Here is a 26,358-nt window from a genome sequence, read left to right as displayed (position 1 = left end):
TTCCTCTCGCGCCCGTCGGTTGGGTCGCTTTCACTTAGAACTTCCGGTTCGAGGTCGGAAAATGCGCGCAGACGGCGCGCAAGTCGCTCCGATGGGGGCTAGGGATTGGCGTGGCTTTGGCGAATCCAATCGGCCCACTCGGCCGGGACGGCGTCGTCGCCGGTTTGCGAGAGCTCGGTGTGGCTGTTGTGGCATTCGCCGTTGTACCAAGTCGCCAGGCGTGGGATGGCGACGGCGAGGCGTTCGTGCCAGCCGACGGGTCCGTAGCCGGCGTCGAGGCTGTCGTAGGAGACGAGCCATGCGGTGTAAAGGGCGGAGAGTTCTTCCACCAGGGCACCGTGTTTGAACCAGCAGGGCGGGATTTTCCGCGTAGCGATGTTGTAGCGGTGAGTGAACCAAACCACCCAGTCGCGCAGGTCGGTCCAGACCTGCGGTGCGTGTTCGTCCTCGAGGCTGCGCCAGTTGATGACGCGGATGCCGAGCATCCCGGGACTCTGTCGGGGCGCTTGGTCTTTCCATTCTTCGGCGAGGGAGGCGACGAGGTCGTCGAGTGGGGTGTCGTCGTTCACTGCTGCCCCAGGGACGCTTCGATGTAGTGGGCGATCTTGGCCTGTAGCCGGGCGATGGCCTGAATGGAGGCGGTGCGCCGGGAAACGCAGCCGGAGAGAGCGCGGTCGCGGTCGATGAGTTGGTGCACGTATTCGTGGCAGCGCGGGTGCAGCGCTGTCAGGTCCTCGTGCGGTTCGTGGGCGGTCCACCCGTGGGGGGTTTGGGTGACGCCGCGGTAGTCGAGGTGATGCAGCTCAAGGCTGCGCGGGCTGCCGGCGCCGAGACACAGCGCGCAACGTACGTGGCCCGTGCGGGTTTCTTCGTCGGCGAACCAGCGGTCGCGTCGGGCGAACCAGGCTGTCGAGTGCAGGTAGCGGCTGCGGTAATTGTTGTCCCGGCCGGGACGGCGACGGTTGGACATCAGTGTTCCTCCCCCGCTGGTCCGCGGCGGTCAAGCGCGTCTTGATACTGCTCGGCGAACACGACCTGCTGGTCGAGCTCGGTGAGCTTCTTGCCCTCACTGACCTGTCGGGCGTCGTCGCGGTCGGTCCATCCGCGCAGGTCGAGGAGGATCCCGCGTCGGTTCCGGTAGGCGAGGAGGCCAACCGTTTCCGGCATGCGGCGGATCTCGTCGATCGTCATCACGGGCACCTTCTCGTTCTGCACGTTCGTCGAGGACCCGTTGTCGTTGTAGGAGTGGCCGGTGTTCCGGACCCGGCGGAGTCCGAGGAGCGATTCGATGTCGCGGAGGTGGTCGACGTCGGACGCGCCCCCGAGGAGCAGCTTGGCCGTTGCGGCGGACCAGATTGTGTCGGCCTCGGAGCGAGACCAGGCGGTCTCGGCTTGGGATAGGGCTTGGAGGACGACGATGGTGGAGATCCCGATGCCTCCTCCGTCGGCCATGATCCTCGGCAGCGCCGGCCAGGAGAACATGTTCGCGATCTCGTCCAAGATCACAGCCAACGGGAGGCCGAGTCGGGAACCGGGCGAGGCTAGCGCTTTACGGCGTGCGGTCTCGACGATGTCGTCAAGGACAGCGCCGAGGAACCCGCCCACGGAGCCGGCGCCGGCACCGGTGCCGACGAGATAGAGGCTGTTCGAGCCGGCGAGGAACGCGTCGAGGTCGAACTGCTCCCCCGGCCCGGGCGTCATAGCGCTCCGGATCGTGGGTATGGAGAGCGGGCGGAGGGCGCCGAACACACCAAACCAGGAGTTGGCGAGCAGCTTCTCATCGCCGTTGATGATCGCGTCCAGGTCCTCTGACCAGCCCGGCGTTCCTTGGCTGGCGAGCACGCTGACGGCTTCCCGCGCGATCCGTGGATTGGATCCCCACCGCGCCAACGCGTCCGTGCCGCGGCCCGAAACAGCGGCAGCGTGCAAGAGCCGGGACAGCACATTCGAGGACACCTGCGCCCACTCCTGGTTGGTCTTGGACGCGCCGAGGGCGGTGCCGGCGATGATCGCCTGACCCCGCTGGTCCGCGACGAGCGGATCCTCACATCCGGCAACCGGCGAAATCCGCAGGCCCGAGCGAATACCGGTGAGCTCTTGAGGGTCGAAGACCGTGACCTCGCCGACCCGGGCGCGTTCACGCATCGTGGCGGAGAGATTGTCGTTGCGCGTGGAGGTCGTGATCAGCGGGCCGTCCCAGTCGAGGATGGCGTTAATGATGAACCGGTAACCCTTACCGGAACGGGGCGCGCCCTCCACGACGATCGAGTCCTCGATCGACAGGTACACGTCCTGCCCATGGGCGGTGCCGACCTTCCACCCCGCGGCGGACGGCGACGGATCAACTAGCGACGGGCGGAGGGTCTTGGCGCGGTGCAGGGCGGTGCGGGCGGACGTGTGCTTGCGGACTTCGCCCGGCTTGGCGAGCCCGTCACGCCCCCGGAGCTCGTGAATGAAGTACCGGTCCGACTGCCGGTAGCGAAGCCACCAGATCACCCCGACGGCAATCGCGCTGAGAAGGACGAATACTGCGAGCAGATCCAGGACACGGATCAACATCGCGGGTGCCGTGCACCCTGGCAGCAGAAAGAATCCGCTGGGATCGCCGCCTATCGCGAGTTGCAGGCCGGCGAAGACGCTGCCGGGCCGTCCGCCACCGCCGCAGCTGGCCGAAATCGTCGCGCTGGCGATACCCGTAGCAAGCGCCCCCGCGACGACGATCGCGAACAGGCTGTAGAGGGCAGCGTGTGTCCAGGAGGAGCCGTGGGTTCTCATGCTCGTTCTCCGCCCATCGCGTCGGTGCGGAAGATGCCGAGTTCGTAGTCGGTGCAGATGTTGCGGACCTTCGCGACCCGGTCCTGCCCGATCTGCCAGAGCCCTTCACCCTTGTGGAGCTTGCGCACGAGGTCGGCCTGAGTATCGTTCCAGCCCAGGATCTCCCGCGACCTCGCGATCTCACCGGAATGCTGCGCGTACGAGATCCGGGTCTCGCAGTCCGCAAGGAGACCCAGGGCGCGGGAGTGGAGGGCGCTATTGCGGTCGCCGAGTGCATCGAGGTCGGCGACCCGGTGGAGGAGGTACCAGTTGGAAGTGCCGAGGTGGCGGGCGACTTTCTCGTCTTCCACCCGGTCGGCGAGCCCGTCACCGCCGGAGACATCGTTGAGCAGCTCAACGGCGGCTTCCTCGTGGATGATCACCCGGGCCTGTCGGTTCGCACCGAGAGAGGACCGGCGGATCCAGTTCGCCGTCGCCAGACGGGCCAGTGCCTGCGCCTCGGGCGATGCGCCTTTCAACGCGGACGTGTCGACGACCATCATCGGGGCGTCGGCGTCGAAGCGGACGGTGGAGGGACCGTCGAAGAACCCGGTGAGGTCGCCTGAGACCATCCGGCGCAGCGAGTGCGCGAGCCGGTGGCCGGCCTCGACCACCTCGAGCGGCTGGCTCTGATGTGGGTCGACGAGACGGTCGTACACATGGGTGATGGTGACGGTCGAGTTCCCGCGGAGGGCGTCGAGGGCGACATCGAGTGCAGTGTGCTCGACCGGTTCCAGGTTCCCGCCCTCGCGTAGGCGGCGGATGATCGTCTTCACGGTCGCCCGCCGGTACTGGAGGACGTTCTGGTTCCAGTCCTCATCGGAGAACGACGCGTCCCGCGGTCCTTCGTCGAGGAGGTTGATGCGGGCGGCCTTGCCCGGGCCGACTGAGATCGAAGTGCCGCCGACATACGCGGCGACTCGCACCCACTCCCCATTCGGATCGTGCGGCACGGCGATCTTCCTACCCAACCGTGCCAGCCGCGAAGACCAGGACTTGGCCAGCATCGACTTCCCGGTCCCCTTCACCCCCAGGATCGCAACCGAGTGAGACCGGACCGCCTCAGCGGAGTACGCGTCCCACGGGTCGAAACAGAACGGCGCACGGGAGAGCAGATTCTCCCCGATGTACGCACCGGTGAGGATGTCCCCGGTCTCGGCCAGGAACGGATACGCACCCCCGAGGACTTTAGAAGAGCAGCGGTGCGCTGGCGGGGTGGCGCGCAGCGGGCCACGCAGGTTGTGCGGCTGCTTCCATCCCCAGGCCGGCATCTTCGACGTCGGCAACTCTGCAGTCTGGAGCTTCCAGTTGGAGGTCTTGTCCTCGGAGGTGGGTAGGCGGAGGCGGCCGTTGGCGCCGGGTTTCTCGTTCGCTGGGATGCGGCCGATGACGGCGGAGTGCTTCATCCTCATTCCCCTTCCAGCGGGACCGGCAGCGCCGCGGTGACAAACCCCGCGGCCTGCTGGCCTGACATGGACGCGAGCACGAGGCGGGCGGGGTGCGAGGCCTGTTCGAGGTCCGTGCGTGCCTTCCCGAGGGCATCCTTGGACTCGGCGGAGATGGTGACGAAGCCGCGGTACTGGACGTCGCCGAACCCGTCGACGAGGTCGTGCTCGCGCACGGCGAGGTCTTCCTCTTCGCGGAGATGGGTGAGCGGGATCCGGGAGGACAGCTTCATCCGGATGGTCGCGGCGGTTTCCATGTCGGACTGGGCCCGGTTCAGCTGGGCCAGCGCCTTGTGCGTGGTGACCGGGCGAACCTGGAGCGTGATCACCCGCGTCGCATCCCCGGCGTAGAGCAAGGGCTCCAGGAACCCGGTGCGGACATCGGTGCGCGGCCATTCAGCGACCCAGAACGTCTGATGCCAGGACTCGTCCACGCGCAGCGCATCCCAGCCCTCGTCGATGCCCATCACCGGCGACGGCGCGGACACAACGTTCGAGTCTTGTTCCCTCCGGGTCGCGGCTGCGACCGGGTCGGCGGACAGCGCGTTGAGCTCGTCCAGCTCGTCGGAGGTGAGCCATCCGGCGGGGGTGAGCCTGGCGTGCTCCATCGAGGTCTCGATGCCGGCGACCCGCTCCCTGAGTACAGCGGCGATGCCGACGAGGCCTTTGCCAGCGTCGCGGATGGCGCTGTTGAGGGCGGCGGTGTCAAAGGTGATCGTGATGTAGTTCGTGAACCCCATCGAACGCTTTGACGCCGCCTGCGTGAGTGCCCAGTACTGCTCGCGTAGCTCGGCGGTGACCTGCGGGTCGTGCTCGTTCTGCCGAACCACCAGGTAGTCGCGCAGCTCGTTCGAGGAAGCTCGGTCGACGCGGATCCGGATTGTGGTCTCCCTTACACCTGGGAGGTTTTCCAGTGAGCTGAGCCATTCGACGAACCCGTCGTAGGCGGCCTCCTGGGTACCTTTGTCGCGGAGTGCCCATGCGCGTGAACCGACCTTGACGGTGACCGCTGCTAGCCGTCCGCGTGCGTTGTAGACGAACGCGCCAGCGTTGGGAATCTGGACGACCTGAACGTCGCCCAGGGCGCCGGGAAGGAGGAAATTTGAGGTGACGACGGGTGCGACTGCGGCCACCTGGGCTTGGCCGACGTTCAGGGATGCCATGGTCACCCGGAGCCAGACGTCGCGGCGGAAGGCGGTCTGGCCGGTAAGGCTGCGGTAGGCGTAGCGGGCGGCCTGTGCTGCGATGACGAGCACGGGTTCGCGCCGGTAGGTGGCGAGCGCGAAGAAAACCACCACTGCGATAAGCGGGAGCATCACCCAGAACGCGTTGGGGTTGATGAGCAGCGTTGCTATCAAGATGGCGACGGCGGCGCCGATGACGACGAGCTGCAGGAAGGTGAGGCCAAGGAAGATCCCTCGTCGTTCCCGGGCGGCGAAGCGGACCCGGGGTGCGCCTTCGTCGGTGAGGATCTGGTTAGCGGTGAAGGTGGTCATGAGTTATCTCCCAACCTTGATGACGCGGGCGGCGGAACGGACCGGAGCGGCGGCGGTGTTTACGCGCGAGAACTGGTCGCGTACGGAGAACCGGTGGTGAAGGGCTGTGCCGACTTCTGCGCCGGCGAAGGACACGAGCTTCGTCGCCCACAACGGGGAGAACGAGGCGGCGATCACTGCTCCGGCAGCGACGAGGATGACCCCGATGCTGAGGCTTGCCTTTGTCAGCTCAACAGCGAGGAGCACGACGCCGGCGGCGAGAGGTTTGGCGATCAGCAGGCCGATGGTCAGGTTCATCCATCGTTGTGCCCAGGCGGTGAGCTTGGGTTGGCCGATCATCATGAGCCCGACCGGGGCCATCGCTGCGAGGGCGAGGAGCCCGAATTCGCGGATCGACATGGCGATGAAGAGGAACAGCGAGGCGATCATCATCAGCCCGACCACGAGTAGCGCCATCACGTACTCGCCGACCGAGCCGGGACCTTGGGCGCCTTGGCTGGCGATGGTGAAGATGACGCCGCCTTGGGTGAATTGGGCGTTGTGCATGACTGCGTTGGGCGCTTGCTTGGTGATGTCGAGGAGTCCCACGACCCGAAGGAGCCCTTTGCTGAGGTCGCCGCCTTGGACGGTGAAGGTGAGGCTGGTGGTCACGGCGTCGGTGACTCCCGAAGCCTTCTGCATACCCCACACGCAAATGGCGGAGAACGGGATGGCGAGCGCCGCGCCGGTGGCGGTGCGCCCAATCCGAGACCAGTCCTGCAGGATCATCGCGATCCCGATTTGCACGAGGGCCACGATCAGGATGACGGGGGCTGTAACAGCGATCCAGAAGAGGAACTGTGAGTGGGCGATCTCCCAGCTGCTCTGGTCGATGTTGGTGTTGAACGAGCCGGCGATCATGGTGGCGATGAAGTCGCCCAGGTTGCGGATGGTGGAGCCCATGAATTGGGCGAGGGTTTGTGAGGCTTGGCAGCCGAAGTCGGCCATGAAGCAGCCGTAGTTCGGCGAGAACGGATCCGGCGTAGCAGCCGCGGCGAGCACGAGCATCAGGATCACGCCACCTTCAGCGACTGACCCCAGTTGATCAGTCCCGCGATTCCGGCGGCGACGGCGACCCCCGCGACGCAGCTCACCACACCGACGATGCCCATCTTCTGAACTCGTCCGTTGCTGGAGATGTGGCCGACGACGATGAACCCAGCCGCAATGAGACCGCCGATCACGCCGAGGGTGAGCACGATGGCGAACACGACGTTCGCAATCGACTGGAGGGCGCCGACGCCGGGGCCGGAGAAGTCGGGTGACGGGTTGTTCACCGTCAGCACGTTGATCGCGCGGGAGTGCGCGGTGACAAGAGCTTCGTTGAGTGCGTTCATGAGTGAGTCTTCCTTTCGGTGCGATTGGTTCTTGGCTGAGGTTCTTGGGTCTCGATCATCCGTTTCGCTGTCAGCAGCCCGGAACCGACGATCCCGAGCAGGGTGATGCCGATGATGAGCAGGAGGCCGAGCACGTTCAGCAGGAGCTCCATAGGGTTACTCCCCGCTCGCATTCGCTGCGTCCGTCGCGGACGTGGGCAGCGGCACGGTAAGACGCAATGGCTGCCCCTCGGAGGGGACGTTCATCGTGAGCAGGAGCCGGTCGACCCCAGCCGGCAGATACCAGGCAGCGCCGAAGGACCGTGCCTTGTCGTTCGGAATCGTCCAAGCTGTCTCACCGTGGAAAAGCCCGCCCGGCAGCCACGCAAGGCCGGCGGCTTTGGCCGCGGCGGGTCCGTCGGCGGTGTCGAGGACGGCCGGTTCGGGACGTCCGTCGAACTGCGTGCCTTTGAGCGTGGTGCCGGTGACGTCCTGGTAGGTCTGGTTTCCCTGTGAGGGCTTCCATTCGCCGGTCATCGTGAACTTCACGAAGATCACGGGCGTCCGCATCGGGAAGAGTTCCTGGTTCGAATCCGGGAGGGTGCAGCGGCAGCCGTGCTTCGCCTTGAAGGTCCTCCCCGGGAAGACCTGCACGTAGACGGTGTCGACGATGCCGTCAGCTGCAGGAGTCGCGTCGCTGGACGGAGTCGCGGTCGGTGTGGCCGGTGCGACGGTCGTGAACGAAGACTTCGCGGCTGGAGCACTTGCTGCACAGCCCGTCAGGGCAAGGGATGGGAGGAGGGCCGCGATTGCGATCAGCTTCTTGTTCATCTCGTTTCACCTCGGTTTCGTATGCGCCTTCACTTGGAACTTCCGGTTCGGCGTAGCTTTTGGCGCGCACCTCCTGTCTTCGTCGGTCAGGGCAGCTGGATGTGTTGGTGGTTGCAGGTATCGGGGAAGTCGCGGGTGATGTTCGTCAAGACGCCCAGCGACACGTGGGCGCGTGCGCGGCAGTCGCTTTGCCCGGCCGATGACCCGTGTAGGGCGTACGGGTCCAGCACGTGGATCAGCTGCACCGAAAGCGTGTCTGCCCCGGTGAGGGACTGCCGGTTGATCGCGTAGAAGTCCACCGCCTTGCCCTTCCAGTGCGCGGACGCGGTACCTGCGCCGGGGGTCATGCCCGTGCAGCGCCGGTTGAGGTCGCTGACCCCGACCTGCTGGAACGACTGGACGGCGACGACGATCAGCTGGAGAACGTGGGCGTCAATGGCGCAGTCCGGTGTCGCGGTCCCGTCGGCCATGTTGATGACCTGCTGCTGGTAGCGCGGCTCGAGGAAGTTCAGCTTCTTCGCCTGGATCGCACCCACCAACACCGCAGCGGCGGCACGGGCATCCGCCGGCACCTGACAGGTTCCCGCGCTCGCGCCGGTCAGCGCCGCCAACACGTGCTCGGCGGGTGTCCAGAACGGCGCATAGTGGTTCGGGTCTGCGTTGATCTGGACCGCGTGCGCGACCAGGGTCGGAGCGAGGCTCTGCCAGTCCGGGACGTGCAGCATGCGGGTGTAGAAGGCGGCGGCCGCGGTCGCCGGGTCCATCCGCTGGGCAGGAGTGCCGTATCCAGCGCCCTGTTGGAAGACGCCGATGGTGGTGTTGTCGACAGCGTCCCCGTGATCGAGGTTCCGCAGCCCGGACTCTCCGATCGCGGCCATCACCGCGAGAGTCTGGCCGTGCAGGGGCACGCTCATTTGCTGGCCGACGGTAATGATCGTCGCCGCGATCTTCAACTGCTCCGGCCCGTACCCGTCCACCTTCAGGCCAGCCTCCGCGGACGGGGCGGACCCACCGCACACTCCCCCACCACCACCAAAACCGCTCGCGCCCATTGCAAGCACCAGCGACACCGGGACGGCGACGAGCGCGACAGGGACGATCAGGACGATGACCGCGGCGACGATCAGAAGGTTCCGGGTCGTTTTCGGATGGGCAACGGCCCGCGCGGTAGCCGTACGGACTCCGATCATGCCGCCACCTCCTGCTCTAGGACAGCCCGAGCGATCATCAGCAACCGCTTCGCGGTCGCGATCCGTGCCCGCGCCGAGCCTGGATGGATGTGAAGGTTCGCGGCAATGGTGCCGGCGTCGTCGCCGATCATCTCTGCGACCTCACGGAACCCACCTGTCTCGGGAACGCACGACACGATCACGGATCCCGTCAGCGGCAGTCCCGCGTCCGAGGCCGCGAGGGCGGCGAGCACGGTTCGTGCGGTCTGGCACACGCGGTCATGAATCGTGCGGACACTCCGCCTGGACAGCTGATGGGCTGCTGCCACCCGCTCGGCGTCACCGTCTGCCAGACTCAGGTCGCTCATCACGTGCCAGTCAGATGGGCCGACGAAATCGGCCACCAGCACCATCCACCGGTGCGCGTCGAACCGGCGGATCATCACCTCCAACGGGTCGATATCCGAGGCGGACTCGACATCGTCCGGAACGTCATCCATCGGGACGTGCTTCCGCTCGATCTCCCTCAGCACAACATGACGAGTGATGCCGAACACGAACGCGTGAGGCGACCCACGCTTGGGGTCAAACGTGGAGGATCGGTGCCAGACCGTCTCCCGGGCTATCTGTAGAACGGCGTCGACCTCATTCGGCCAGCCGCGCAGTTGAAAACGGACGTACGGCCGCAGGGTGTCGACCTCACGGAGCAACTCCGTCAGCCGGGCATCCGCACGCGTACGGACTTGGGTTCCTTCAGCCACAAGTTCACAACCTTCCTTGAATGGAGGTGGCTTTTGCGAAGGGCTCGGGTTCGGGTCAAAGACCCATTGGGACAAGCAAGCGCAGGGCGCGGCCGTGTTCGGGACGGCCTGGCTGGGTGAAGAGGTGGTGAGAGCGGTGTGGGTGGCGGCGCCAGCGAGCTAGGTCATCGGCTGGGATCGCCTGGGTGAAGCGGAGAGTGCAGCGACTTCGACCCTGAGCGCGCGGAGTCGTAGTCACGATGCGTTACCGCCGCCCTGACTCAATCTTTGAGCCGGGCGCCGCGCTCAGGCAGGTGAGAGACAGCCGCTCCATTTGTTGCCGGACGCTACCCCCGGACGGGGGCCAACTTCGGTGTGCCACGCCGGAGTGGACGGCGTGTTCTACTGACAGCTCTCGCACTGTAGGTCGTCCATGGGATCGACGGGCACTAGATAACCGTCGATGGCGATGCCGGCAGCCGAGCGGGCTCCACCATTCGCGGTCGTCACGCCAGAACTGCCGTCCCCGTCTGCACACTCGATTCCAGCCACGCGATCACCTCCGCCCGCTTGTAGATGACGCTGTGCGGCGTGGGCTTGTAGTAGCGGGGTCCCTTGCCCTTGTAGCGGAGCTGTGCCAGCGCAGCTACGGAAAGGCCGGTGATTTCGGCCACCTCGGTGGGCCGAATGAATTCTCCTGTCATCTCTTGATCCTCCGTTTCGACAACTAGAAGACTGCCTTTTTGTTGTACCGACAGTACAGCTAGTTCTCTGGTTTGACAAGCGGAAAGGCGATACTCTGTCGAAATGGCGGACTTTAGATCAGAGACGAGCGTCGGAGCGCGCATCAAGATGGCGCGCAGAGAGCGTGGATACAGAACCACCCGCGAACTCGCGGATGCCGTCGAAGGCGGAAAAGTCACGTCGGCGATCCTCGAGAACATCGAGTCCGGCCGAAAGGCCGACATCAGCGTCAGCCAGCTGTTGAACATTGCACGAGCGCTCAACGTGCCGCCATCGTTTCTGCTGGCTCCCATGGGCACTCCGGAAGCCGAGCTGGACCTGCCGAATCTCAGCGCCGACTTTCAGGGAATGACCGCTGCCGAGTTCGACTGCTGGCTTTCCGCGACGCCGGCAAGTTTCTACCGACCGCGGCTGGCGTCGGAACGCACCGATATCAACCTTCTCGGAACGCTCAGGGAACTGGGCATGCTCCAGCGCGAGCTCGAACGCTTGCAGATTGTGCTCCAGGTCCAGCTGTCCTCCGGCAGCCCCGAGTTGGTCAGCGGCACAGACGACCTGCGGGGCCGCATCCACCAGACAACCGAAGAGGCCCAGCGCCTCGTCACTCTTCTCACGTCCGCCGGTGTCAGCGGCGTGAACATCGAATCTGCAGACCGCACGGACTAATTGCGATGGGCAGCATAACGGCCTACGAGTCGGCCGCGGGGAAACGCTACCGCGTCCGCTACCGCAAGCCCGACCACTCCCAGACAGACAAACGGGGCTTTCGAACCAAGCGAGAAGCCGAGCTGTTTCTCGCCTCCGTGGAGACCAAGAAAGCCACGGGAGAGTACATCGATCCAACGGCTGCCCGAGCCACGGTTGACCGGCTCGGGCGCGCCTGGCTCGTGTCGCGCTCACATCTCAAGCCGTCCTCCGCATACGTCTACGAGTCCGCATGGCGCCTTCATGTGGAGCCGCGGTGGGGAACGACGATGATCGGAACCATCCGCCACAGTGAAGTGCAAGCCTGGATCACCCAACTCAGCGACGGCACCGATACGCAGAAGCCGAAGTCGCCGACCATGGTGCGCCGATGTCACGACATCCTCGCCGGCGTACTCGACACGGCCGTTCGCGACCACCTCATCCCTTCGAATCCGGCCCGCGGAGTCAAGCTTCCCCGGCGCAACTCGCGCGAGCATGTCTACCTCAGTAACGAACAGGTCGCCGCGCTACTGGCCGCCTGCGGTCCGCATGCGCTGATTGTCGCAACGCTCGCATACACGGGGCTTCGCTGGGGGGAAGCGACCGCGCTGAGGGTCCGCGATGTCGACACGAAGCGGCGTCGGTTGTCCGTGGTCGAGAATGCCGTCTATGTCAATGGGGCGATCGTGGTCGGCACTCCTAAGACGCACGAGCGCCGAAGCGTGCCCTACCCCCAATTCCTCTCCCAACCACTGGTCGAGGCATGCTCGGACAAAGGCCGGGATGGGATCGTCTTCGACGACGGGCGCGGCGGCTACCAGAAGACGCCGACGATGGTCACGAACTCGTGGTGGGATCGTGCACTGGCAGAGGCCGGCCTACCGGCGATGACCATTCACGACCTGCGGCACACCGCGGCGTCTCTCGCGGTCAGCGCCGGCGCCAACGTGAAGGCGGTTCAGCGCATGCTCGGACACGCGTCGGCGGCGATGACCCTCGACACGTACAGCGACCTATTCGATGACGATCTCGACGCTGTAGCCGACCGACTTCACGCGGTCGCGATTTCAAGTGTGGGCAAAATGTGGGCAAATCGTCCCGGAAACGAAGAAACGGCGGTCCGATAAGGACCGCCGTTCCCAGTGTTTATAAGGCTTGTAGCGAGGGCGGGACTCGAACCCGCGACACCACGATTATGAGCCGTGTGCTCTAACCACCTGAGCTACCCCGCCGTGGCATCTCCACGTCGCGCGACGGGGAGACGGAGCCCCCTGTGGGAATCGGACCCACTACCTCTTCCTTACCAAGGAAGTGCTCTACCAATGAGCTAAGGGGGCGTAACCGGGCGCCGGCCGGTGGGCCAGACGTTTTCGGCAACCGTAAGAGAATACCATCCGCCGCGGTGTGCTCCGTACCACTGCGGCGGGCGACGGCGCCCGGCCTCGTCCCCTCGGCTCACGCCGCCAGTGCGGCCTCCGACGCGCCCGCAAGCGCCTCCAGCTCGTCGGCGGAGAGCTCGAGCTCGACGGACGCGAGGAGGTCGGGCAGCTGCTCCGTCGTGCGTGCGCTCGCGATGGGCGCAGTGATCGTGGGCTGCGCGGCGAGCCAGGCCAGCGCGACGGACGCCACGGAGGCCCGGTGCGCGGCAGCGACCTCGTCGAGCGCGGCCAGCACGGAGCGCCCGGTCTCGTCCAGGTACTTCGCGGCACCGCCGGCGCGGGCGCTGTCGACCGTGACCCCGTCGCGGTATTTGCCGGTCAGGAACCCGGCTGCCAGCGCGAAGTACGGCATGACCCCGAGACCCTCGCGCTCGGCGATCGGGCGGTATGAGGTCTCGAACGCGCGCTCGACCAGGTTGTAGTGCGGCTGCAGCGCGACCGCGCGGTGGAGACCCTCGCGCTCGGTGATGCGGAACCACTCGTCGATGCGCTCGGGCGAATAGTTCGAGATGCCGATGTAGCGGATCTTTCCGGCGTCGACCAGCCCGGAGAGGGCGGCGACCGTCTCCTCCAGCGGCACGGTCTCGTCGTCGAAGTGGGCGTAGTAGAGGTCGATGTATTCGGACTGCAGGCGCTCGAGCGACGCGTCGGCGGCCCGGCGGATGTTGTCCGCTGCGAGGCCCTTGAAATCAGGATGCTGGGAGACCTTGGTGGCGAGCACCACCTGGTCGCGGTTGCCGCGCGCGTCGAACCACTCGCCGAGGATGCGCTCAGAATCGCCCCCGGTGTTGCCCGGAACCCACGCCGAATAGCCGTCCGCAGTGTCCACGAAGTTGCCTCCGGCGGCGGTGTAGCCGTCGAGGACGTCGAAGGACGTCTCCCGGTCGGCGGTCCAGCCGAAGACGTTACCTCCGAGCGAGAGCGGATAGACCTCGAGGTCGGACGAGCCGATGGTGCGGCGCGGTGCAGTCATTCTGATCTCCTTCTTTGTCTCTTTCTCACGGTAACGCGGTCGTCTGGGCCGTATTCCGGCTCTCCCTGAGGATGTGGAAAGAGTCCTTGTGGGCCGTACTGTGGACGGGTGCGCACCGACGAGGACACCCGCCGCGACCTGAGAGCGGACTGCTCGCGCTGCGTCGGGCTCTGCTGCGTCGCTCTCGCCTTCGCCCGGTCCGCCGACTTCGCCTTCGACAAGCCGGCCGGCGATCCGTGCGTCAATCTCGACGGCGACGACCGCTGCAGCATCCACCCGCACCTGCGCGAGAGTGGGTTCAAGGGCTGCACGGTCTTCGACTGCTTCGGCGCGGGCCAGAAGGTCACTCAGCACACCTTCGATGGAGCCAGTTGGCGCGACGATGATTCCACGAGGAAGGCGATGTTCGCCGTCTTCCCGATCATGCGTCAGCTCCACGAACTGCTGTGGTACCTGGAGGAGGCGCTCACGATCGACGCGGCCGAGCGACTGCATCCCCTGTTGCGGCGGGCTCGCGACGAGGTGCGGGCAGTCACGGAAGCACCCCCGGCGACGGTCCTGGAGACGGATATCGAGGAGCTCCGCGCACCGGCCGCCCAGCTGCTGCGCGACGCCGCGCGCCTCGCACGGGAGTCGGGCGCGATCGGCGCCGGACCTCAGCGAACGGCCCGCTCACGCATCCGCCCGGGTGCCGAACTGCTCGGAGCAGACCTCCGCGGAGCGGACCTGCGCGGGGCGGAGCTGCGCGGGGCGCTCCTGATCGCGGCAGACCTCCGCGACGCCGACCTCTCCCGGGCAGAACTGATCGGAGCGGACCTGCGCGACGCTCGTCTGGCCGGCGCCGACCTCCGCGACGCGCTCTACCTCACCCAGCTGCAGGTGGACGCGGCCACCGGCGACCGCCGCACACGCCTCCCTTCCGCACTCATCCGTCCCGGTCACTGGCGCTGACCGCTAGTACCGGCGGCGACACCAGTACGGCCGACGTAACATCTGCAAACGCTTCCACCAGAATCGCTATACTCCCCCTTGTGCACGGTCACATCCCGGCACCGGCGGACGCAAGCGCTTCCACCGAGCATGAGTGCGCAGGAGGTCGGATGCCCGGCATCGATGACGTCGCGCGCCTCGCTGGGGTCTCCACCGCCACCGTCTCGCGCGCGCTCAGCGGCAACGGACCCGTCTCGGCACCGACACGCGCCCGCGTCGTGCAGGCCGCATCCCAGCTCGGGTACGTCGTCTCGTCGAATGCCTCCGGTCTCGCATCGGGTCGCACCCGCAACATCGGCGCGGTCGTGCCGCACCTGAACCGCTGGTTCTTCACCTCGGTGATCGAGGGCGCCGAGCGCGTCCTCCTCCGCCGGGGCTACGATCTGACCCTCTACAACCTGAGTGGCGAGGGCGACGAGCGCCGACGCGTGTTCGAGCACCACCTGCTCCGCAACCGTGTGGATGCCGTGTTCGCTGTCTCTCTCGAGCTGGCCGAGGACGAGGTCGGTCGCCTGCTCGCGATCGGCAAGCCCGTCGTCGGCGTCGGCGGCCCCCTCCCCGGGGTGCCCACGCTCCGCATCGACGACGTCGGCGTTGCTCGCCTCGCGACGGAGCACCTCGTCGCGCTGGGGCACCGCCGGATCGCGCACGTCGGCGGCTCTCACGAGTTCGACCTCGACTTCCACATCCCCACCAACCGGCGCCTCGGCTACGAGCAGGCGCTACGGGACGCCGGCCTGCCCGTCGAAGAGCAGTTGCATCGCGCCTCCGATTTCACGATCCCGGGTGGCTACGACGCCGCGAAGCAGTTGCTCGGCTCGCCGCACGATCGCCCGACCGCCATCTTCGCCGCCTCGGACGAGATGGCGATCGGAGCCATCCTGGCTGCGCGTGACCTGGGGCTGAGCGTGCCCCGTGACGTGTCGGTCATCGGTATCGACGACCACCCTCTCGCCGACTTCTTCGGATTGAGCACGGTGGCGCAGCATCCGGTGCGCCAGGGCGAGCAGGCCGCAGCACTGGTGCTGGAAGCGCTCGAGACTTCTCGTGGCGCGGCAGCGGCAACTCTGCCGGAGCCCGTCAGCCACACCGCCGAGGCCGACCTGATCGTGCGGTCCAGCACCGCCGTCCACCCCTGACCACCACCGAATCGACACGAACACGAGGTGACCACCATCGCCACAACGACTCCCGTCTCCGGGACCACCCCCGACACTGCGCTCACGCCTTCGGCCCCCGGCCGCGAGTGGTGGCGCTCCGCCGTGATCTATCAGGTCTATCCGCGCTCGTTCGCCGACTCGGACGGCGACGGGATGGGCGACCTCCCTGGCATCACGCGGCGGCTGCCAGCCCTTCGCGAGCTCGGCGTCGATGCTGTCTGGCTGTCTCCGTTCCAGAGCTCTCCGCAACGGGACGCGGGCTACGACGTCTCCGACTACCGCGACGTCGACGAGCGGTTCGGCACACTCGCCGACTTCGACAAGATGCTCGCCGAGGCGCACGGCTTCGGCCTCCGGGTGATCATCGACATCGTCCCGAACCACTCGTCGAGCGATCACGCCTGGTTCCAGGAGGCCCTTGCCGCAGGTCCCGGCAGCCCCGAGCGCGCGCGGTACATCTTCCGCGACGGCAAGGGCGAGCACGGAGAGCTCCCGCCCAACAACTGGGAGTCCATCTTCGGCGGCGCCGCGTGGACGCGGGTCACCGAGGCGGACGGGCGGCCCGGTCAGTGGTACTTGCACCTCTTCGACAAGTCGCAGCCCGACCTCGACTGGGAGAACCCTTGGGTGTGGGAGCAGTTCCGCGGCATCCTGCGCTTCTGGCTCGACCGCGGGGTCGACGGGTTCCGGGTGGATGTGGCACACGGCATGGTGAAGGAGGCCGGCCTCCCCGACTACACCCCGCCCGCTCACATGGGCAGCATGGGTGGCGCGGCACCGAGCCTCGAGACCGGCGGGATCGCTCTCGAGCCGGAGATCGCCGCGCACGCCGGCAGCGAGCCGCCGACACCGCCTTATTTCGCGCAGGACGGCGTGCACGCGATCTACCGCGACTGGCACACTGTGCTCGACGAGTACGAGGGCGATCGGGTCCTGTGCGGCGAGGCCTGGGTCGAGCCGCTCGACAAGCTCGCGCGCTGGGTGCGTCCCGATGAGATGCAGCAGACGTTCAACTTCGCGTACCTGGAGACCCCGTGGGATGCGGCCGCTCTTCGCAGCGTGATCGACCGCTCCATCGCCGCGTTCAGCAGTGTCGGCGCACCCAGCACGTGGGTGCTCTCCAATCACGACGTCGTCCGGCACGCGACCCGCCTGGCGCTGGAGGGCGAGAATCTCCAGGGCCACGGCATCGGTCCGAAGACGAAGGGCCTGCCCGACCCGGTATTCGCGCTGAACCGCGCCCGCACCGCGACGGCGTTGATGCTCGCGCTTCCCGGCTCGGCCTACCTCTACCAGGGCGAGGAGCTGGGCCTCCCCGAGGCGATCGACCTGCCCGACGAGGCGCGCCAGGATCCGACCTGGTTCCGGACCAACGGCGAGCGGTACGGACGTGACGGCTGCCGTGTTCCGATCCCGTGGGAGGGCGACGAGGCGTCGTACGGCTTCGGGCCCGGCTCTGCGAGCTGGCTGCCGCAGCCGTCGGCCTGGGCGGCGTACACGCGCTCGTCGCAGGAGGGCGTGCCCGGTTCGACGCTGTCGATGTACCAGCAGGCGCTGGAGCTGCGTCGCCGCTACGACCTCGCGTTCCACGATCCCGAGTGGATCGACCTCGGCGGCGACACCCTCGCGTTCCACTCCGGTGACGTGACCGTCGTTGTCAACTTCGGTGCGGACCCGGTCCGCCTGCCCGAAGGCGACCTGCTGCTCGCGAGCGGCGCCGTGCTGGAGGACCGAATGCTTCCCCGCGACACGACCGTCTGGCTGGCCTGACCGGGCACACCGCGGGCCTTGGTCACTGTCCATCGTCGAACCGCTCGGCGTAGAAACGCTCGGCTCGCGGGTGGAGATGTTCGAAGAGGTCCGGCGCGGCCGCCACAAGTAGGCGGCGGTCGGCCGGACATCCTTCGATTCCGGCGACGCGCGCGCCGGCTTCCTGAGCGATGAGTGCGCCGGCCGCGTGATCCCAGGGGTTCAGCCCGCGCTCGAAGTATCCGTCCAGCCGGCCGGCAGCCACCGAGCAGAGGTCGAGCGAGGCGGCCCCGATCCTGCGGATGTCGCGAACATCGCCGATCAGTTCCTGCACGAAAGTCGCTTGACGCCGGCGCACCTCGGCGTCGTAGCCGAAGCCGGTCCCGACGAGAGCGAGCGAGAGACCGACGCCCTCGTTGACGTGGATCTCGGCGCCGTTGAGGTGAGCCCCTCCGCCGACATACGCGGTGTAGGCCTCCCGCGCGACCGGGTTCACCACTGCTCCGGCGAGTGCACGCCAGGTCGAGGGCTCCGGGTCGCCCTCGACGACGGCGATGCTGACCGCCCACGCCGGGATGCCGTAGAAGTAGTTGACCGTCCCGTCGATCGGGTCGACGACCCAGGTCAGGCCGCTCTGGCTCGTGTCGCCCCCGGACTCCTCCCCGAGGAAGCCGTCGCGTGGGCGGGCGGCCGCGAGGGCGTCGCGGATCAGCTGTTCGGTCTCACGGTCGGCCCGGGTCACGATGTCGCTGAGCGACGACTTCGACGCCGCGATCTCCACTCCGTCGCGGCGGCGCTGCAGCGCGAAGGCGGCAGCCCGGCGGGCGACGGTGGTGGCGATCTCGAGAAGCTCGGCGTGAGAGGTCATGCGCCCAGCCTGTCAGACGTCACCGCGCCGGAGGCCGCCGCACGGAGAACTGTGGATAACCCGGAAAACAGAACGAGCCCGGCCGTCAGGCCGAACTCGCTGCGTCGGATCCGCAGATCAGTGTGGTGGCGAGTGAGGGATTCGAACCCCCGAATGCTGAGCAGTCTGATTTACAGTCAGATCCCTTTGGCCGCTTGGGTAACTCGCCGTAGGCGCACCCGACCACCAGTTTTCTCGTGACCGAAGGCGCCAGCCAAGAATACTCGCCGCGCGCCCTCACGCGAAATCAGCGGGCGCTCAGCCGGCGCACGGGACGGTTCTCAGGCCGCGATTGCCACCACGCCCGAAGACGTGGACCCGACGGCCGGCTGCAGTTCGGCGGCCGTCCGCTCGTCGCGCCGGTCGTTCGGGCCGGGAACGAGGCTGAGCACCTGTGCGCCGTCGAACTCGGCGGCCACGTGCGTCAGCAGCTCCCCTTCGCTCAGATCGAGGACGCGGCACAGGGCGGCGAGGATCTCGGACGAGGCTTCCTTGCGCCCTCGCTCGATCTCCGACAGGTACGGTACCGACACGCGGGACGACTCCGAGAGCTCGCGCAGCGTCGTGCCGCGCTCCGTCCTGATCCGGCGGAGCACCGAGCCGATCGCGTGCCGCAGAAGCATGGGGTCAGCCTATGTCGGATGCGAGGAAAGCGCGCGTGCGGATGTTGACCGTTCTGCTCTGGGCAGAATCCCGCATCCACCGCCCCGTCATCGCGACACCCCGGCCGACTTGCCGGCGATGTCAGTGGTCGGGCGCACAATCATGGGCATGAGAACGTTGGAGATTTGCGAACGGTGCGACGGTACGGGTGCCGACCCCACTCAGCACAGCGAGGAGATCACCATCTGCGTCGAGTGCAACGGCGACGGCTGCCACGTCACCTACTACGCCGAGCTCGCGCAGACGGCCTGACCTCCCCTTCTAAGGGATGTCGACGCCCCCACTGGACGCTGCGAACCCCGCGAACGTCGCGCTGCGGTTCTGCGACACCGACTATCCGGGGGCGACCACCGTCGTCCTCGGCGGAAGTTCGTCAACCGGGCGACGAACGGCGACCAGCGATATCGACATCCTGCTGATCGCGCCGGCGGCGACCTTCGCGGATGCCGACCCGGCCGACGGCGACCGCGCTGTGTACGGCGAGGCCCGCGTCGCGCACCGTGATGGGGAGCGCATCGACGTCTTCGCGTACACCGTCGAGGGCTATCGCGATTGGGCGGACCGTGACTTCGCATCCCTGCGCCCGGTGCTTCCGTACCTCCTCACCGAGGGAGTGCCACTCCGCATCGGCACCGAGTTCGGCGAACTCCGACAGTGGTCCGCCGAGCGGCTGGCGCGCGGCCCACGACTGTCCGCCCACCAGCTGGAGCTGCGCCGCTACGCCGTGACGGACCTCATCGACGACCTCGCAGACGCCACAGACCGGCTCACTGCGGCGGCCATCCGCGCCGACCTCTTCCGGGCACTCGGAGAGCTGGCGCTCCTCACCGCGAATGCCTGGCTGGGAAGCGGAAAGTGGCTGGCACGCCGGTTGGCGGCAGCCGATCCGTCAGCGGTCGCTCAGCTGACCGACTTCGCCGCCGAGCCCGGCAACACGGAAGCAGCGGCCATCGCCTCCCGTCTCCTCGAACGGCTGGGCGGCCGAGTCGACGAAGACCTGACCCGGTGATCGAGGCGAGTGGATGCGCTCAGGCGGCGCTCTTCGCCGCCGCCAGGTCGTCGAACAGGTCGGTGTTGAAGCGGAACGCCAGCGCGACCTCGCCGATCACCCGGTCGCGCTCCTCTTCCGTCCACCCGACCGCGTCGAGCTGCGAACGGTAAGTGTCCTTGAACAGCTTCGGTTTGGCGATGTCCGCGAACAGGTAGAACCCGATGCCGTTGGTCTCGAACCCGTACTGCCGCTGCAGCAGCGTGCGGATGATCTGGCCGCCCGAGAGGTCGCCGAGATAACGCGTGTAGTGGTGAGCGATGAATCCACCGGGCCAGGTTCGACCGACCTCCCGGATCCGCGCGGTGTAGGCGACAGTCGACGGTAAGGGCGAGATCCGGTCGCGCCAGTCGTCGCCCAGAAGGAACCGGAGGTCGGCCTCGATCGCTGGCAACCGGGTCAGCTTCGGGCTGATGAACAGTGCGGCGACGGGATCGCTCGACATCCACCTTGCTGCTTCTTCGAGCGCTTCGTAGATGAAGTAGTGCTGGGACAGCAGGGAGATGTAGTCGTCACGGCAGCCGCGACCGCTCATCAGGTCCTGCATGAAAAGCGCGCCCTCGCTCTCCCGATGGACGCCGCGTGTTCCTTCGCGTAGCGCTTGGGAGAACGGGATCAGTTCAGCCATCGGGTCTCCTGACTTAGGGGAGGCTTACCTAAGCCTGGCGCACAAGTTCGCACCCGTCAAGGCGCACAGAAGGACCCATCCCGCCCTCGTACACTGGGAGAAGCTCTCTACGGGAAGGACCGAAACCATGGCAGACTCCTCATTCGACGTCGTCAGCAAGGTCGACAAGATGGAGGCGGACAACGCCGTCAATCAGGCCCGAAAAGAAGTCGATCAGCGCTACGACTTCAAGAACGTCGGCGCTTCGGTCGAGTGGAGCGGCGAGAAGATCCTGCTCAAGGCCAACACCGAAGAACGCGTCAAGGCGGTGCTGGAGGTGCTGGAGTCCAAGTTCATCAAGCGCGGCATCTCGCTGAAATCGCTCGACGAGGGCAAGCCCTACCCGTCGGGCAAGGAGTTCCGGCTCGAGCTGAGCCTGAAGGACGGCATCGAGCAGGATGCCGCCAAGAAGATCTCCAAACTCATCCGCGACGAGGGCCCCAAGAGCGTCAAGGCGCAGATCCAGGGCGACGAACTGCGGGTCAGTTCCAAGAGCCGCGACGATCTGCAGGCAACCATGGCGCTGCTCAAGGGCGCCGACCTCGACGTCGCGCTGCAGTTCGTCAACCTGCGCTGAGGTAGCCCCGCATCCACCGCGTGACTGCGGCGTACGCCGCCTTGCGCACCGGCTCGCGAGACAGAAAGACGTCGTGGATGGCGTCCTCCACCCACGAGACGGCGACGTCCGGCGCCAGCTGGAGCGAGCGCTGTGCGATGTCGCGCACGACGAGAACGACGTCGGCGCGCGCCATGTCCGGCGTCCAGAAGGGCAGCAGTGCGGAGCGCGCCGAGAGCAGCGTGAGCACCGGGGCGTCGATGTGGAGGCCCGCGGCGACGCGCGCGTGCCCAGTGAGCACCGCTGTCAGCCACGCCGGATGCACGGTGAAGCCGCGCACCGGACGCCACGCCAGGTCGTAGTCCCACTCGCCGTCCATCGTGCGGGAGACTGTCCGCGTGTAGAACCCGAGATCCACGTTCGGCATCGCCGCCTTCGGGTCGATGCGCGCACGCAGGTCGACGAGCGGAGTGAGCGCCAGGCGCCCCGCCGAGTGCGCCTGGAACTCCAGCCACGGACTGTTCAGGATCAGCGCGTGGGCGCGTCCGGGATGCCGGTCGGCCCAGAGACTCAGGGTCAGGCCCCCCGTCGAATGGCCGAGCAGGATGAGACGGCGCGAACCCGTGGCGCCCTCACCGTGGCCGATAACATCCAGCGCCGCTTCGATGTCCTCGTCGTACACGGCGAGGTCGTCGACGAAGCCCGGTGTCTGATGCTCTCGGAGGCTGCGCCCGTACTTGCGGAGGTCGAGAGCGTGAAAACGCGCGCCCTGATCGTGCCAGTACTGGGCCAGCTCCTTCTGGAAGAAGTAGTCGGACCAGCCATGGACGTAGAGGACGTCGGCGTCGCTCGCCGGCCCACGGTGGAGGCGTAGACGAGGCGGCGGCGAGAAGCGCACCAGAGTGGCGACGACGTCGCCTTCCGCATCGGGACGCAGCGGCAGCGTCAGCTGCTGGAAGGGCTCCCCGAGGACATCGGGCTGCCAGTCACGATCCCCCGTCATGTCCTCAGCGACCGGTTACTCGCCGGCCGGACCGCTCACAACGGTCTCCGCGTTGGACACGCGGACCATCTCGTCGCGAGGGACCACCTTCACCCGCACGCGCCCCCGCTCGGCGCCGAGCGCCTGCTCGTGGGAATCGAGGTTGTGCCAGCCGTCGAGCGTTGTGTACTCCACACCGCGGTCACGCAGCAGGTTCTCCACAGATTGCTCATCAGGGTCGGTGGGGGACCACCAGTTTCCCTGATCGTTGATCACATGCTTGATCGTCTCCATCGCATCCGACTTGGTGTGACCGATGAGTCCTACCGGACCCCGCTTGATCCACCCCGTCGCATACACGCCGTACATCCGCTCGTTGTCGCCCTTGCGCAGCACCTGGCCCTCGTGATTCGGGATCACGCCGTGCTTCCGGTCGAACGGAATGCCGGGAAGCGGCGAGCCGAAGTATCCGACGGCACGGTACAGCGCGTCGATCTCCAGCTCGCGGATCTCGCCCGTGCCGCGCACGCCGCCCTCGGCGTCCGGTGCCGTCCGCTCGTAGCGGAGGGCACGAACGTGTCCGTTCTCGTCCCCGACGACTTCGAGCGGCTTCGCGTAGAAGTGCAGGTGCAGCCGTCGGGAGGCGCTGCCCACCTCGCGCTGGCGCCACTGCTGCAGAACGCGGTCGATGACCATGACCTGCTTGTTGCTCGCGACGGCCGCCTTCGACTGCTCGTCGTAATCGAAGTCCTCGTCGTACAGGATCATGTCGACGTCGCGCAGTTCGCCGAGCTCTCGCAACTCGAGCGGCGTGAACTTGACCTGGGCGGGACCGCGTCGTCCGAAGACGTGCACGTCGGTGACTGGAGACTGCTTCAACCCCTCGTAGACGTTGTCCGGGATCTCCGTCGGCAGGAGGTCGTCGGCGTGCTTGGCGAGCATGCGGGAGATGTCGAGGGCGACGTTGCCATTGCCGATGACGGCGACGGTCTTGGCTTCCAGCGGCCAGGTGCGCGGTACATCGGGGTGGCCGTCGAACCAGCTCACGAACTCCGCTGCTCCGTACGAGCCGTGAAGTTCGACGCCAGGGATGTCGAGGTCGGCGTCGCGCACCGCGCCCGTGGCGAAGATCACCGCGTTGTAGTGACGCTTGAGGTCGTCGAGGGTGATGTCGCGCCCGTACTCGACGTTGCCGAAGATCCGGATGTCGCCGCGGTCGAGCACGTCACGAAGCGCCGTGATGATGCCCTTGATGCGCGGGTGGTCGGGCGCCACGCCGTAGCGGACGAGCCCGTACGGAGCGGGCAACTGCTCGAACAGGTCGATCGACACGTCGAAGTTGCGCTCGGCCTTCAAGAGGATGTCGGCGGCGTAGATGCCCGCCGGTCCGGCGCCGACGATGGCCAGTCGCAGTTTGGTCATACGTTGCTTCCTTCTGGGGTTGCTGTTCGCTCAGCTCGAGCGTTCCACGATCGTGTCCGCGAAACGGACGAGAGCCTTCTTCACGGCGCCGTCCGGCAGGGGCGCCAGCGCTTCGACGGCTTCCCGTGCCCAACGGTGCGCTTCGTCCAGCGTCTGCCGGGTCACCTCGTGCTCGCGCAGGGCGGCGATCGCCTCCACAGCGGCCGGGGTCACTTCACCGTCCTCGGCCGAACCGATGACGTCCTTCTCGAGCCGGTCGAGCAAGGCGGCCGCATCAGGATCGGTGGATGCGCGCTCGCGCAGACGGAGCACGGGCAGGGTGGCGACGCCGGCCCGCAGGTCGTTGCCCGGCGTCTTGCCGGTTTCGGCGACGCCCTGAGACGAGAGGTCGATGACGTCGTCGATCAGCTGGAATGCGACGCCGATCTTCTCGCCGAAGACGACGACCGGCTCCTCATACTCCTTCGGGGCGTTCGAGAAGACGACACCCATCTGCGCGGCGACGGCGATCAACGATCCGGTCTTGTCCTGCAGGACGCCGATATAGTGCTCGACCGGGTCCTCGCCGTCCTGCGGCCCTATCGTCTCGTGCAGCTGCCCGAGGCAGAGCCGTTCGAAGGTGTCCGCCTGCAGCTGGATGGCGCGCTCGCCCAGGGCCGAGACCAGCTTGCTGGCGCGGGCGAAGAGGAGGTCGCCGGTGAGCACCGCCACCGAGTTGCCCCACACGAACTGGGCACTGGGGACACCGCGCCGCATCTGGGAGTCGTCCATCACATCGTCGTGGTAGAGCGAGGCGAGATGCGTGATCTCGACAGCCTCCGCCGCCTGGATCACGTCAGCATTGGTTCCCGTGCCGAGCTGCGCGGCGAGCAGCGTCAGCATGGGCCGCACCCGCTTGCCGCCCGCTTCCAGGAGGTAGCGTGCGGTCACATCTGCGAGGTTGTCCGCGAAGCGCATCTCACGGTGGAGGCCCTCCTCGACCTGGCCGAGGCCGGCGTCGACGGCGTTCGCGAGCTCGCGATCCTCACCCCGGATGAAGATCCGCTCGGTGAAGCCCAGTTGACCGGTCAGCGACGCTCGTCGCACCGCCGGGACAGTTCGTGGCACTACTCCCCCTCGGACGGGACGATGGACGCAGAATCTTCGGAGCCCGCGGGTTTGGCGGATGCCGGCTTCGCCTTCGCCTTTGCGCCTGCAGCAGGCTTGGTCTTGGGTGTGGCAGGCGTGGCCGTTGTCTTGGTCTTCGCAGCGGCGGGCTTTGCGGATGCCGGCTTTGCGGCGATCCGCTTCGCGGCCGGCTTCGCAGGCACCGCAGGCCGCTCCGGTTTGAAGCCCCGATGAAGCGCGACGATACCGGCCGTGAGATTGCGATACGCGACCCGTTCGAGTCCGGCTTCGCGCATCCACACGGCCAGCGCCCGCTGGTCAGGCCAGGCCTGGATCGACTCCATGAGGTACTCGTAGGCGGCCGGATTGGAGCTCGCCAGGCGGGCGAGCACGGGCATCCCGTACTTCAGGTATGCGGCGTAGCCGGCACGGACGTGAGCCAGCGGCGGCTGCGAGAACTCGCACACGACCACCCGGCCGCCGGGCTTCACCACGCGGGTGAATTCCGCGAGCGCCTTGCGCGGGTCGACGATGTTCCGCAGGCCGAAGGAGATCGTGACGGCATCGAACGAGTCGTCATCGAAAGGCAGCTCCATCGCGTCCGCCTGCACGAAACGGATGAACGGATTGCCCTCCTGGCGGCTGCGCCCGACCGCGATCATCCCCTCCGAGAAGTCAGCGGCGACGACCGATGCCCCATTGTGGGCGAGCGACGCACTCGAGGTGCCGGTCCCGGCCGCGACATCGAGGATCGTCTCTCCGGCACGCGGCGCCACGGCTCGTGTCGTCGCCACACGCCAGAGGGCCGCGTTGCCGACCGACAGGACCGCGTTCGTCCGGTCGTAGCGCGTCGAAACCTGGTCGAACATGGCGGCGACCTGGGCGGGCTGCTTGCTGAGGTCGGCCTTACTCACTCCACCAGCTTAGGCTGCGGCGTCGGCGGCTGCATTCCGCCGCCAGGATGCACGCCGAACGGTCAGCCACCAGGGGCACCGGATGTCGGAGGGTCCCGCTCAGAACCGCTGCCCGAGCGCCTTGGCGCGCAAGGCGTCGAACTCGCCCTGACTGATGACGCCCTGGTCGAGAAGAGTCTGCGCCTGCTGGATGTCCGCTGCCGGCGTTGCCGACCCTGTCGGATGCTGCCCCCAGCTGTCGTCCTCTGCAACCGTCCCCTGGCGTGCGCGATTCCGCTCCGCCATCCCCCGACCGCGCGCGATCAGGTACACGAGCGCCCCGAGTACCGGGAAGAAGACCAGGAAGATGATCCACAGCGCCTTGCCCCACCCGCCCAGCGACGGATCCCGGAACATGTCCACCAGGATGGTGAACAAGATCATCAGGAACGCGACGAACGCGAAGATCTCGAAGGCGAACCAGAACGCACTCCAGAAAGTGTCCATCTCAGTCCTCTCTC

At 67.0% G+C, this 26,358-nt stretch carries 29 protein-coding genes and 3 tRNA genes; 8 read left to right on the top strand and 24 right to left on the bottom strand.

Features of this window, described 5'->3' with window-relative positions:
- Positions 1-98: 98 nt before the first annotated feature.
- The 12 genes from AB4Z18_RS13630 to AB4Z18_RS13575 form a co-directional block, all read right to left on the bottom strand.
- Entirely contained in the window at positions 99-569 is a 471-nt protein-coding gene (locus AB4Z18_RS13630; protein ID WP_441783271.1) for a hypothetical protein, read from the bottom strand.
- Positions 566-970, bottom strand: a complete 405-nt coding sequence (locus tag AB4Z18_RS13625; RefSeq protein WP_441783270.1) for a hypothetical protein — start codon at positions 968-970, stop codon at positions 566-568. The genes AB4Z18_RS13630 and AB4Z18_RS13625 overlap by 4 nt, the downstream gene beginning before the upstream one ends.
- The gene (locus AB4Z18_RS13620) at positions 970-2,775 is read right to left on the bottom strand and encodes a type IV secretory system conjugative DNA transfer family protein (protein ID WP_441783269.1); all 1,806 of its coding nucleotides are present in this window, start codon (positions 2,773-2,775) and stop codon (positions 970-972) included. The genes AB4Z18_RS13625 and AB4Z18_RS13620 overlap by 1 nt, the downstream gene beginning before the upstream one ends.
- Positions 2,772-4,220 carry a hypothetical protein gene (locus tag AB4Z18_RS13615; protein WP_441783268.1) on the bottom strand — a complete coding sequence of 483 codons (1,449 nt, stop codon included), beginning with the start codon at positions 4,218-4,220 and terminating at the stop codon, positions 2,772-2,774. Before AB4Z18_RS13615 ends, AB4Z18_RS13620 begins: the two co-directional genes overlap by 4 nt.
- Positions 4,221-4,222: 2 nt before the next feature.
- Positions 4,223-5,755: an SCO6880 family protein gene (locus AB4Z18_RS13610; RefSeq protein WP_441783267.1), complete on the bottom strand. Its 1,533-nt coding sequence runs from the start codon at positions 5,753-5,755 to the stop codon at positions 4,223-4,225.
- A gap of 3 nt (positions 5,756-5,758) precedes the next feature.
- Positions 5,759-6,811, bottom strand: coding sequence for a hypothetical protein (locus tag AB4Z18_RS13605; protein ID WP_441783266.1), 1,053 nt, complete (start codon positions 6,809-6,811; stop codon positions 5,759-5,761).
- Positions 6,808-7,131: a hypothetical protein gene (locus tag AB4Z18_RS13600; RefSeq protein WP_441783265.1), complete on the bottom strand. Its 324-nt coding sequence runs from the start codon at positions 7,129-7,131 to the stop codon at positions 6,808-6,810. Before AB4Z18_RS13600 ends, AB4Z18_RS13605 begins: the two co-directional genes overlap by 4 nt.
- Positions 7,128-7,283, bottom strand: a complete 156-nt coding sequence (locus AB4Z18_RS13595; RefSeq protein WP_441783264.1) for a hypothetical protein — start codon at positions 7,281-7,283, stop codon at positions 7,128-7,130. The genes AB4Z18_RS13600 and AB4Z18_RS13595 overlap by 4 nt, the downstream gene beginning before the upstream one ends.
- Before the next feature lie 4 nt (positions 7,284-7,287).
- The gene (locus AB4Z18_RS13590) at positions 7,288-7,941 is read right to left on the bottom strand and encodes a hypothetical protein (RefSeq protein ID WP_441783263.1); all 654 of its coding nucleotides are present in this window, start codon (positions 7,939-7,941) and stop codon (positions 7,288-7,290) included.
- Positions 7,942-8,027: 86 nt separating this feature from the next.
- On the bottom strand, positions 8,028-9,131 hold the full coding sequence (locus tag AB4Z18_RS13585; protein ID WP_441783262.1) for a hypothetical protein: 1,104 nt from the start codon (positions 9,129-9,131) through the stop codon (positions 8,028-8,030).
- Positions 9,128-9,871 (bottom strand): hypothetical protein, encoded by a 744-nt coding sequence (locus AB4Z18_RS13580; RefSeq protein ID WP_441783261.1) that lies wholly within the window; start codon positions 9,869-9,871, stop codon positions 9,128-9,130. Before AB4Z18_RS13580 ends, AB4Z18_RS13585 begins: the two co-directional genes overlap by 4 nt.
- A 485-nt stretch (positions 9,872-10,356) precedes the next feature.
- Complete coding sequence (locus AB4Z18_RS13575) at positions 10,357-10,554, bottom strand: helix-turn-helix transcriptional regulator (protein ID WP_374008543.1); 198 nt, start codon at positions 10,552-10,554, stop codon at positions 10,357-10,359.
- A 103-nt stretch (positions 10,555-10,657) separates the two neighbouring features.
- Here AB4Z18_RS13575 and AB4Z18_RS13570 point away from each other — a divergent pair, with 103 nt between their 5' ends.
- Together AB4Z18_RS13570 and AB4Z18_RS13565 are read left to right on the top strand one after the other, a co-directional pair.
- Entirely contained in the window at positions 10,658-11,260 is a 603-nt protein-coding gene (locus AB4Z18_RS13570; protein WP_441783260.1) for a helix-turn-helix domain-containing protein, read from the top strand.
- A gap of 5 nt (positions 11,261-11,265) precedes the next feature.
- On the top strand, positions 11,266-12,408 hold the full coding sequence (locus AB4Z18_RS13565; RefSeq protein ID WP_441783259.1) for a tyrosine-type recombinase/integrase: 1,143 nt from the start codon (positions 11,266-11,268) through the stop codon (positions 12,406-12,408).
- A gap of 31 nt (positions 12,409-12,439) precedes the next feature.
- Here AB4Z18_RS13565 and AB4Z18_RS13560 read toward each other — a convergent pair.
- The 3 genes from AB4Z18_RS13560 to AB4Z18_RS13550 all read right to left on the bottom strand — a co-directional run bounded on the left by AB4Z18_RS13560 (position 12,440) and on the right by AB4Z18_RS13550 (position 13,693).
- Positions 12,440-12,513: transfer RNA gene (locus AB4Z18_RS13560), tRNA-Met, on the bottom strand.
- A 33-nt stretch (positions 12,514-12,546) separates the two neighbouring features.
- Positions 12,547-12,618 (bottom strand) — tRNA-Thr (locus tag AB4Z18_RS13555).
- Between the two features lie 118 nt (positions 12,619-12,736).
- Positions 12,737-13,693, bottom strand: a complete 957-nt coding sequence (locus tag AB4Z18_RS13550; protein WP_441783258.1) for an aldo/keto reductase — start codon at positions 13,691-13,693, stop codon at positions 12,737-12,739.
- Positions 13,694-13,801: 108 nt separating this feature from the next.
- Here AB4Z18_RS13550 and AB4Z18_RS13545 point away from each other — a divergent pair, with 108 nt between their 5' ends.
- The 3 genes from AB4Z18_RS13545 (at position 13,802) to AB4Z18_RS13535 (ending at position 17,613) form a co-directional block, all read left to right on the top strand.
- Entirely contained in the window at positions 13,802-14,644 is an 843-nt protein-coding gene (locus AB4Z18_RS13545) for a pentapeptide repeat-containing protein (protein ID WP_441783257.1), read from the top strand.
- A gap of 149 nt (positions 14,645-14,793) precedes the next feature.
- Positions 14,794-15,822 carry a LacI family DNA-binding transcriptional regulator gene (locus AB4Z18_RS13540; RefSeq protein ID WP_441783256.1) on the top strand — a complete coding sequence of 343 codons (1,029 nt, stop codon included), beginning with the start codon at positions 14,794-14,796 and terminating at the stop codon, positions 15,820-15,822.
- Positions 15,823-15,849: 27 nt separating this feature from the next.
- Entirely contained in the window at positions 15,850-17,613 is a 1,764-nt protein-coding gene (locus AB4Z18_RS13535; RefSeq protein WP_441783255.1) for a glycoside hydrolase family 13 protein, read from the top strand.
- Positions 17,614-17,635: 22 nt separating this feature from the next.
- Here the strand turns inward: AB4Z18_RS13535 and AB4Z18_RS13530 are convergent, their stop codons facing one another.
- The 3 genes from AB4Z18_RS13530 to AB4Z18_RS13520 form a co-directional block, all read right to left on the bottom strand.
- On the bottom strand, positions 17,636-18,460 hold the full coding sequence (locus AB4Z18_RS13530; protein ID WP_441783254.1) for an inositol monophosphatase family protein: 825 nt from the start codon (positions 18,458-18,460) through the stop codon (positions 17,636-17,638).
- 123 nt (positions 18,461-18,583) lie between these two features.
- A tRNA-Tyr gene (locus tag AB4Z18_RS13525) sits at positions 18,584-18,668 on the bottom strand.
- 112 nt (positions 18,669-18,780) lie between these two features.
- Positions 18,781-19,122: a helix-turn-helix domain-containing protein gene (locus AB4Z18_RS13520; protein WP_441783253.1), complete on the bottom strand. Its 342-nt coding sequence runs from the start codon at positions 19,120-19,122 to the stop codon at positions 18,781-18,783.
- A 148-nt stretch (positions 19,123-19,270) separates the two neighbouring features.
- Here AB4Z18_RS13520 and AB4Z18_RS13515 point away from each other — a divergent pair, with 148 nt between their 5' ends.
- Both AB4Z18_RS13515 and AB4Z18_RS13510 read left to right on the top strand, forming a co-directional pair.
- Positions 19,271-19,414, top strand: a complete 144-nt coding sequence (locus AB4Z18_RS13515) for a hypothetical protein (RefSeq protein WP_441783252.1) — start codon at positions 19,271-19,273, stop codon at positions 19,412-19,414.
- A gap of 16 nt (positions 19,415-19,430) precedes the next feature.
- Positions 19,431-20,171, top strand: coding sequence for a nucleotidyltransferase domain-containing protein (locus tag AB4Z18_RS13510; RefSeq protein WP_441783251.1), 741 nt, complete (start codon positions 19,431-19,433; stop codon positions 20,169-20,171).
- A 19-nt stretch (positions 20,172-20,190) separates the two neighbouring features.
- Here AB4Z18_RS13510 and AB4Z18_RS13505 read toward each other — a convergent pair whose 3' ends face one another.
- A complete protein-coding gene (locus AB4Z18_RS13505) occupies positions 20,191-20,838 on the bottom strand; it encodes a heme oxygenase (biliverdin-producing) (RefSeq protein ID WP_441783250.1) in 648 nt (215 codons plus the stop codon).
- A 127-nt stretch (positions 20,839-20,965) separates the two neighbouring features.
- On the opposite strand from AB4Z18_RS13505, the gene AB4Z18_RS13500 reads away from it, so the two are divergent.
- Positions 20,966-21,454 (top strand): YajQ family cyclic di-GMP-binding protein, encoded by a 489-nt coding sequence (locus AB4Z18_RS13500; RefSeq protein ID WP_441783249.1) that lies wholly within the window; start codon positions 20,966-20,968, stop codon positions 21,452-21,454.
- Here AB4Z18_RS13500 and AB4Z18_RS13495 read toward each other — a convergent pair.
- The 5 genes from AB4Z18_RS13495 to AB4Z18_RS13475 all read right to left on the bottom strand — a co-directional run bounded on the left by AB4Z18_RS13495 (position 21,441) and on the right by AB4Z18_RS13475 (position 26,344).
- Entirely contained in the window at positions 21,441-22,436 is a 996-nt protein-coding gene (locus AB4Z18_RS13495) for an alpha/beta hydrolase (RefSeq protein WP_441783248.1), read from the bottom strand. The two genes, AB4Z18_RS13500 and AB4Z18_RS13495, sit on opposite strands and share 14 nt — an antisense overlap.
- Positions 22,437-22,451: 15 nt before the next feature.
- On the bottom strand, positions 22,452-23,837 hold the full coding sequence (locus AB4Z18_RS13490; protein WP_441783247.1) for an FAD-dependent oxidoreductase: 1,386 nt from the start codon (positions 23,835-23,837) through the stop codon (positions 22,452-22,454).
- Between the two features lie 30 nt (positions 23,838-23,867).
- The gene (locus tag AB4Z18_RS13485) at positions 23,868-24,923 is read right to left on the bottom strand and encodes a polyprenyl synthetase family protein (protein ID WP_441784007.1); all 1,056 of its coding nucleotides are present in this window, start codon (positions 24,921-24,923) and stop codon (positions 23,868-23,870) included.
- Between the two features lie 20 nt (positions 24,924-24,943).
- Positions 24,944-25,858, bottom strand: coding sequence for a class I SAM-dependent methyltransferase (locus tag AB4Z18_RS13480; protein ID WP_441783246.1), 915 nt, complete (start codon positions 25,856-25,858; stop codon positions 24,944-24,946).
- A gap of 99 nt (positions 25,859-25,957) precedes the next feature.
- Positions 25,958-26,344: an SHOCT domain-containing protein gene (locus AB4Z18_RS13475; RefSeq protein ID WP_441783245.1), complete on the bottom strand. Its 387-nt coding sequence runs from the start codon at positions 26,342-26,344 to the stop codon at positions 25,958-25,960.
- Between the last annotated feature and the right edge of the window lie 14 nt (positions 26,345-26,358).

It is taken from the genome of Leifsonia sp. 2TAF2 (genome assembly GCF_052115085.1).
In the GTDB taxonomy this organism is placed as follows: domain Bacteria; phylum Actinomycetota; class Actinomycetes; order Actinomycetales; family Microbacteriaceae; genus Leifsonia.
The sequence above is the reverse complement of the archived record's forward strand: the minus strand, read 5'-3'. Positions and strand labels throughout refer to the sequence as shown.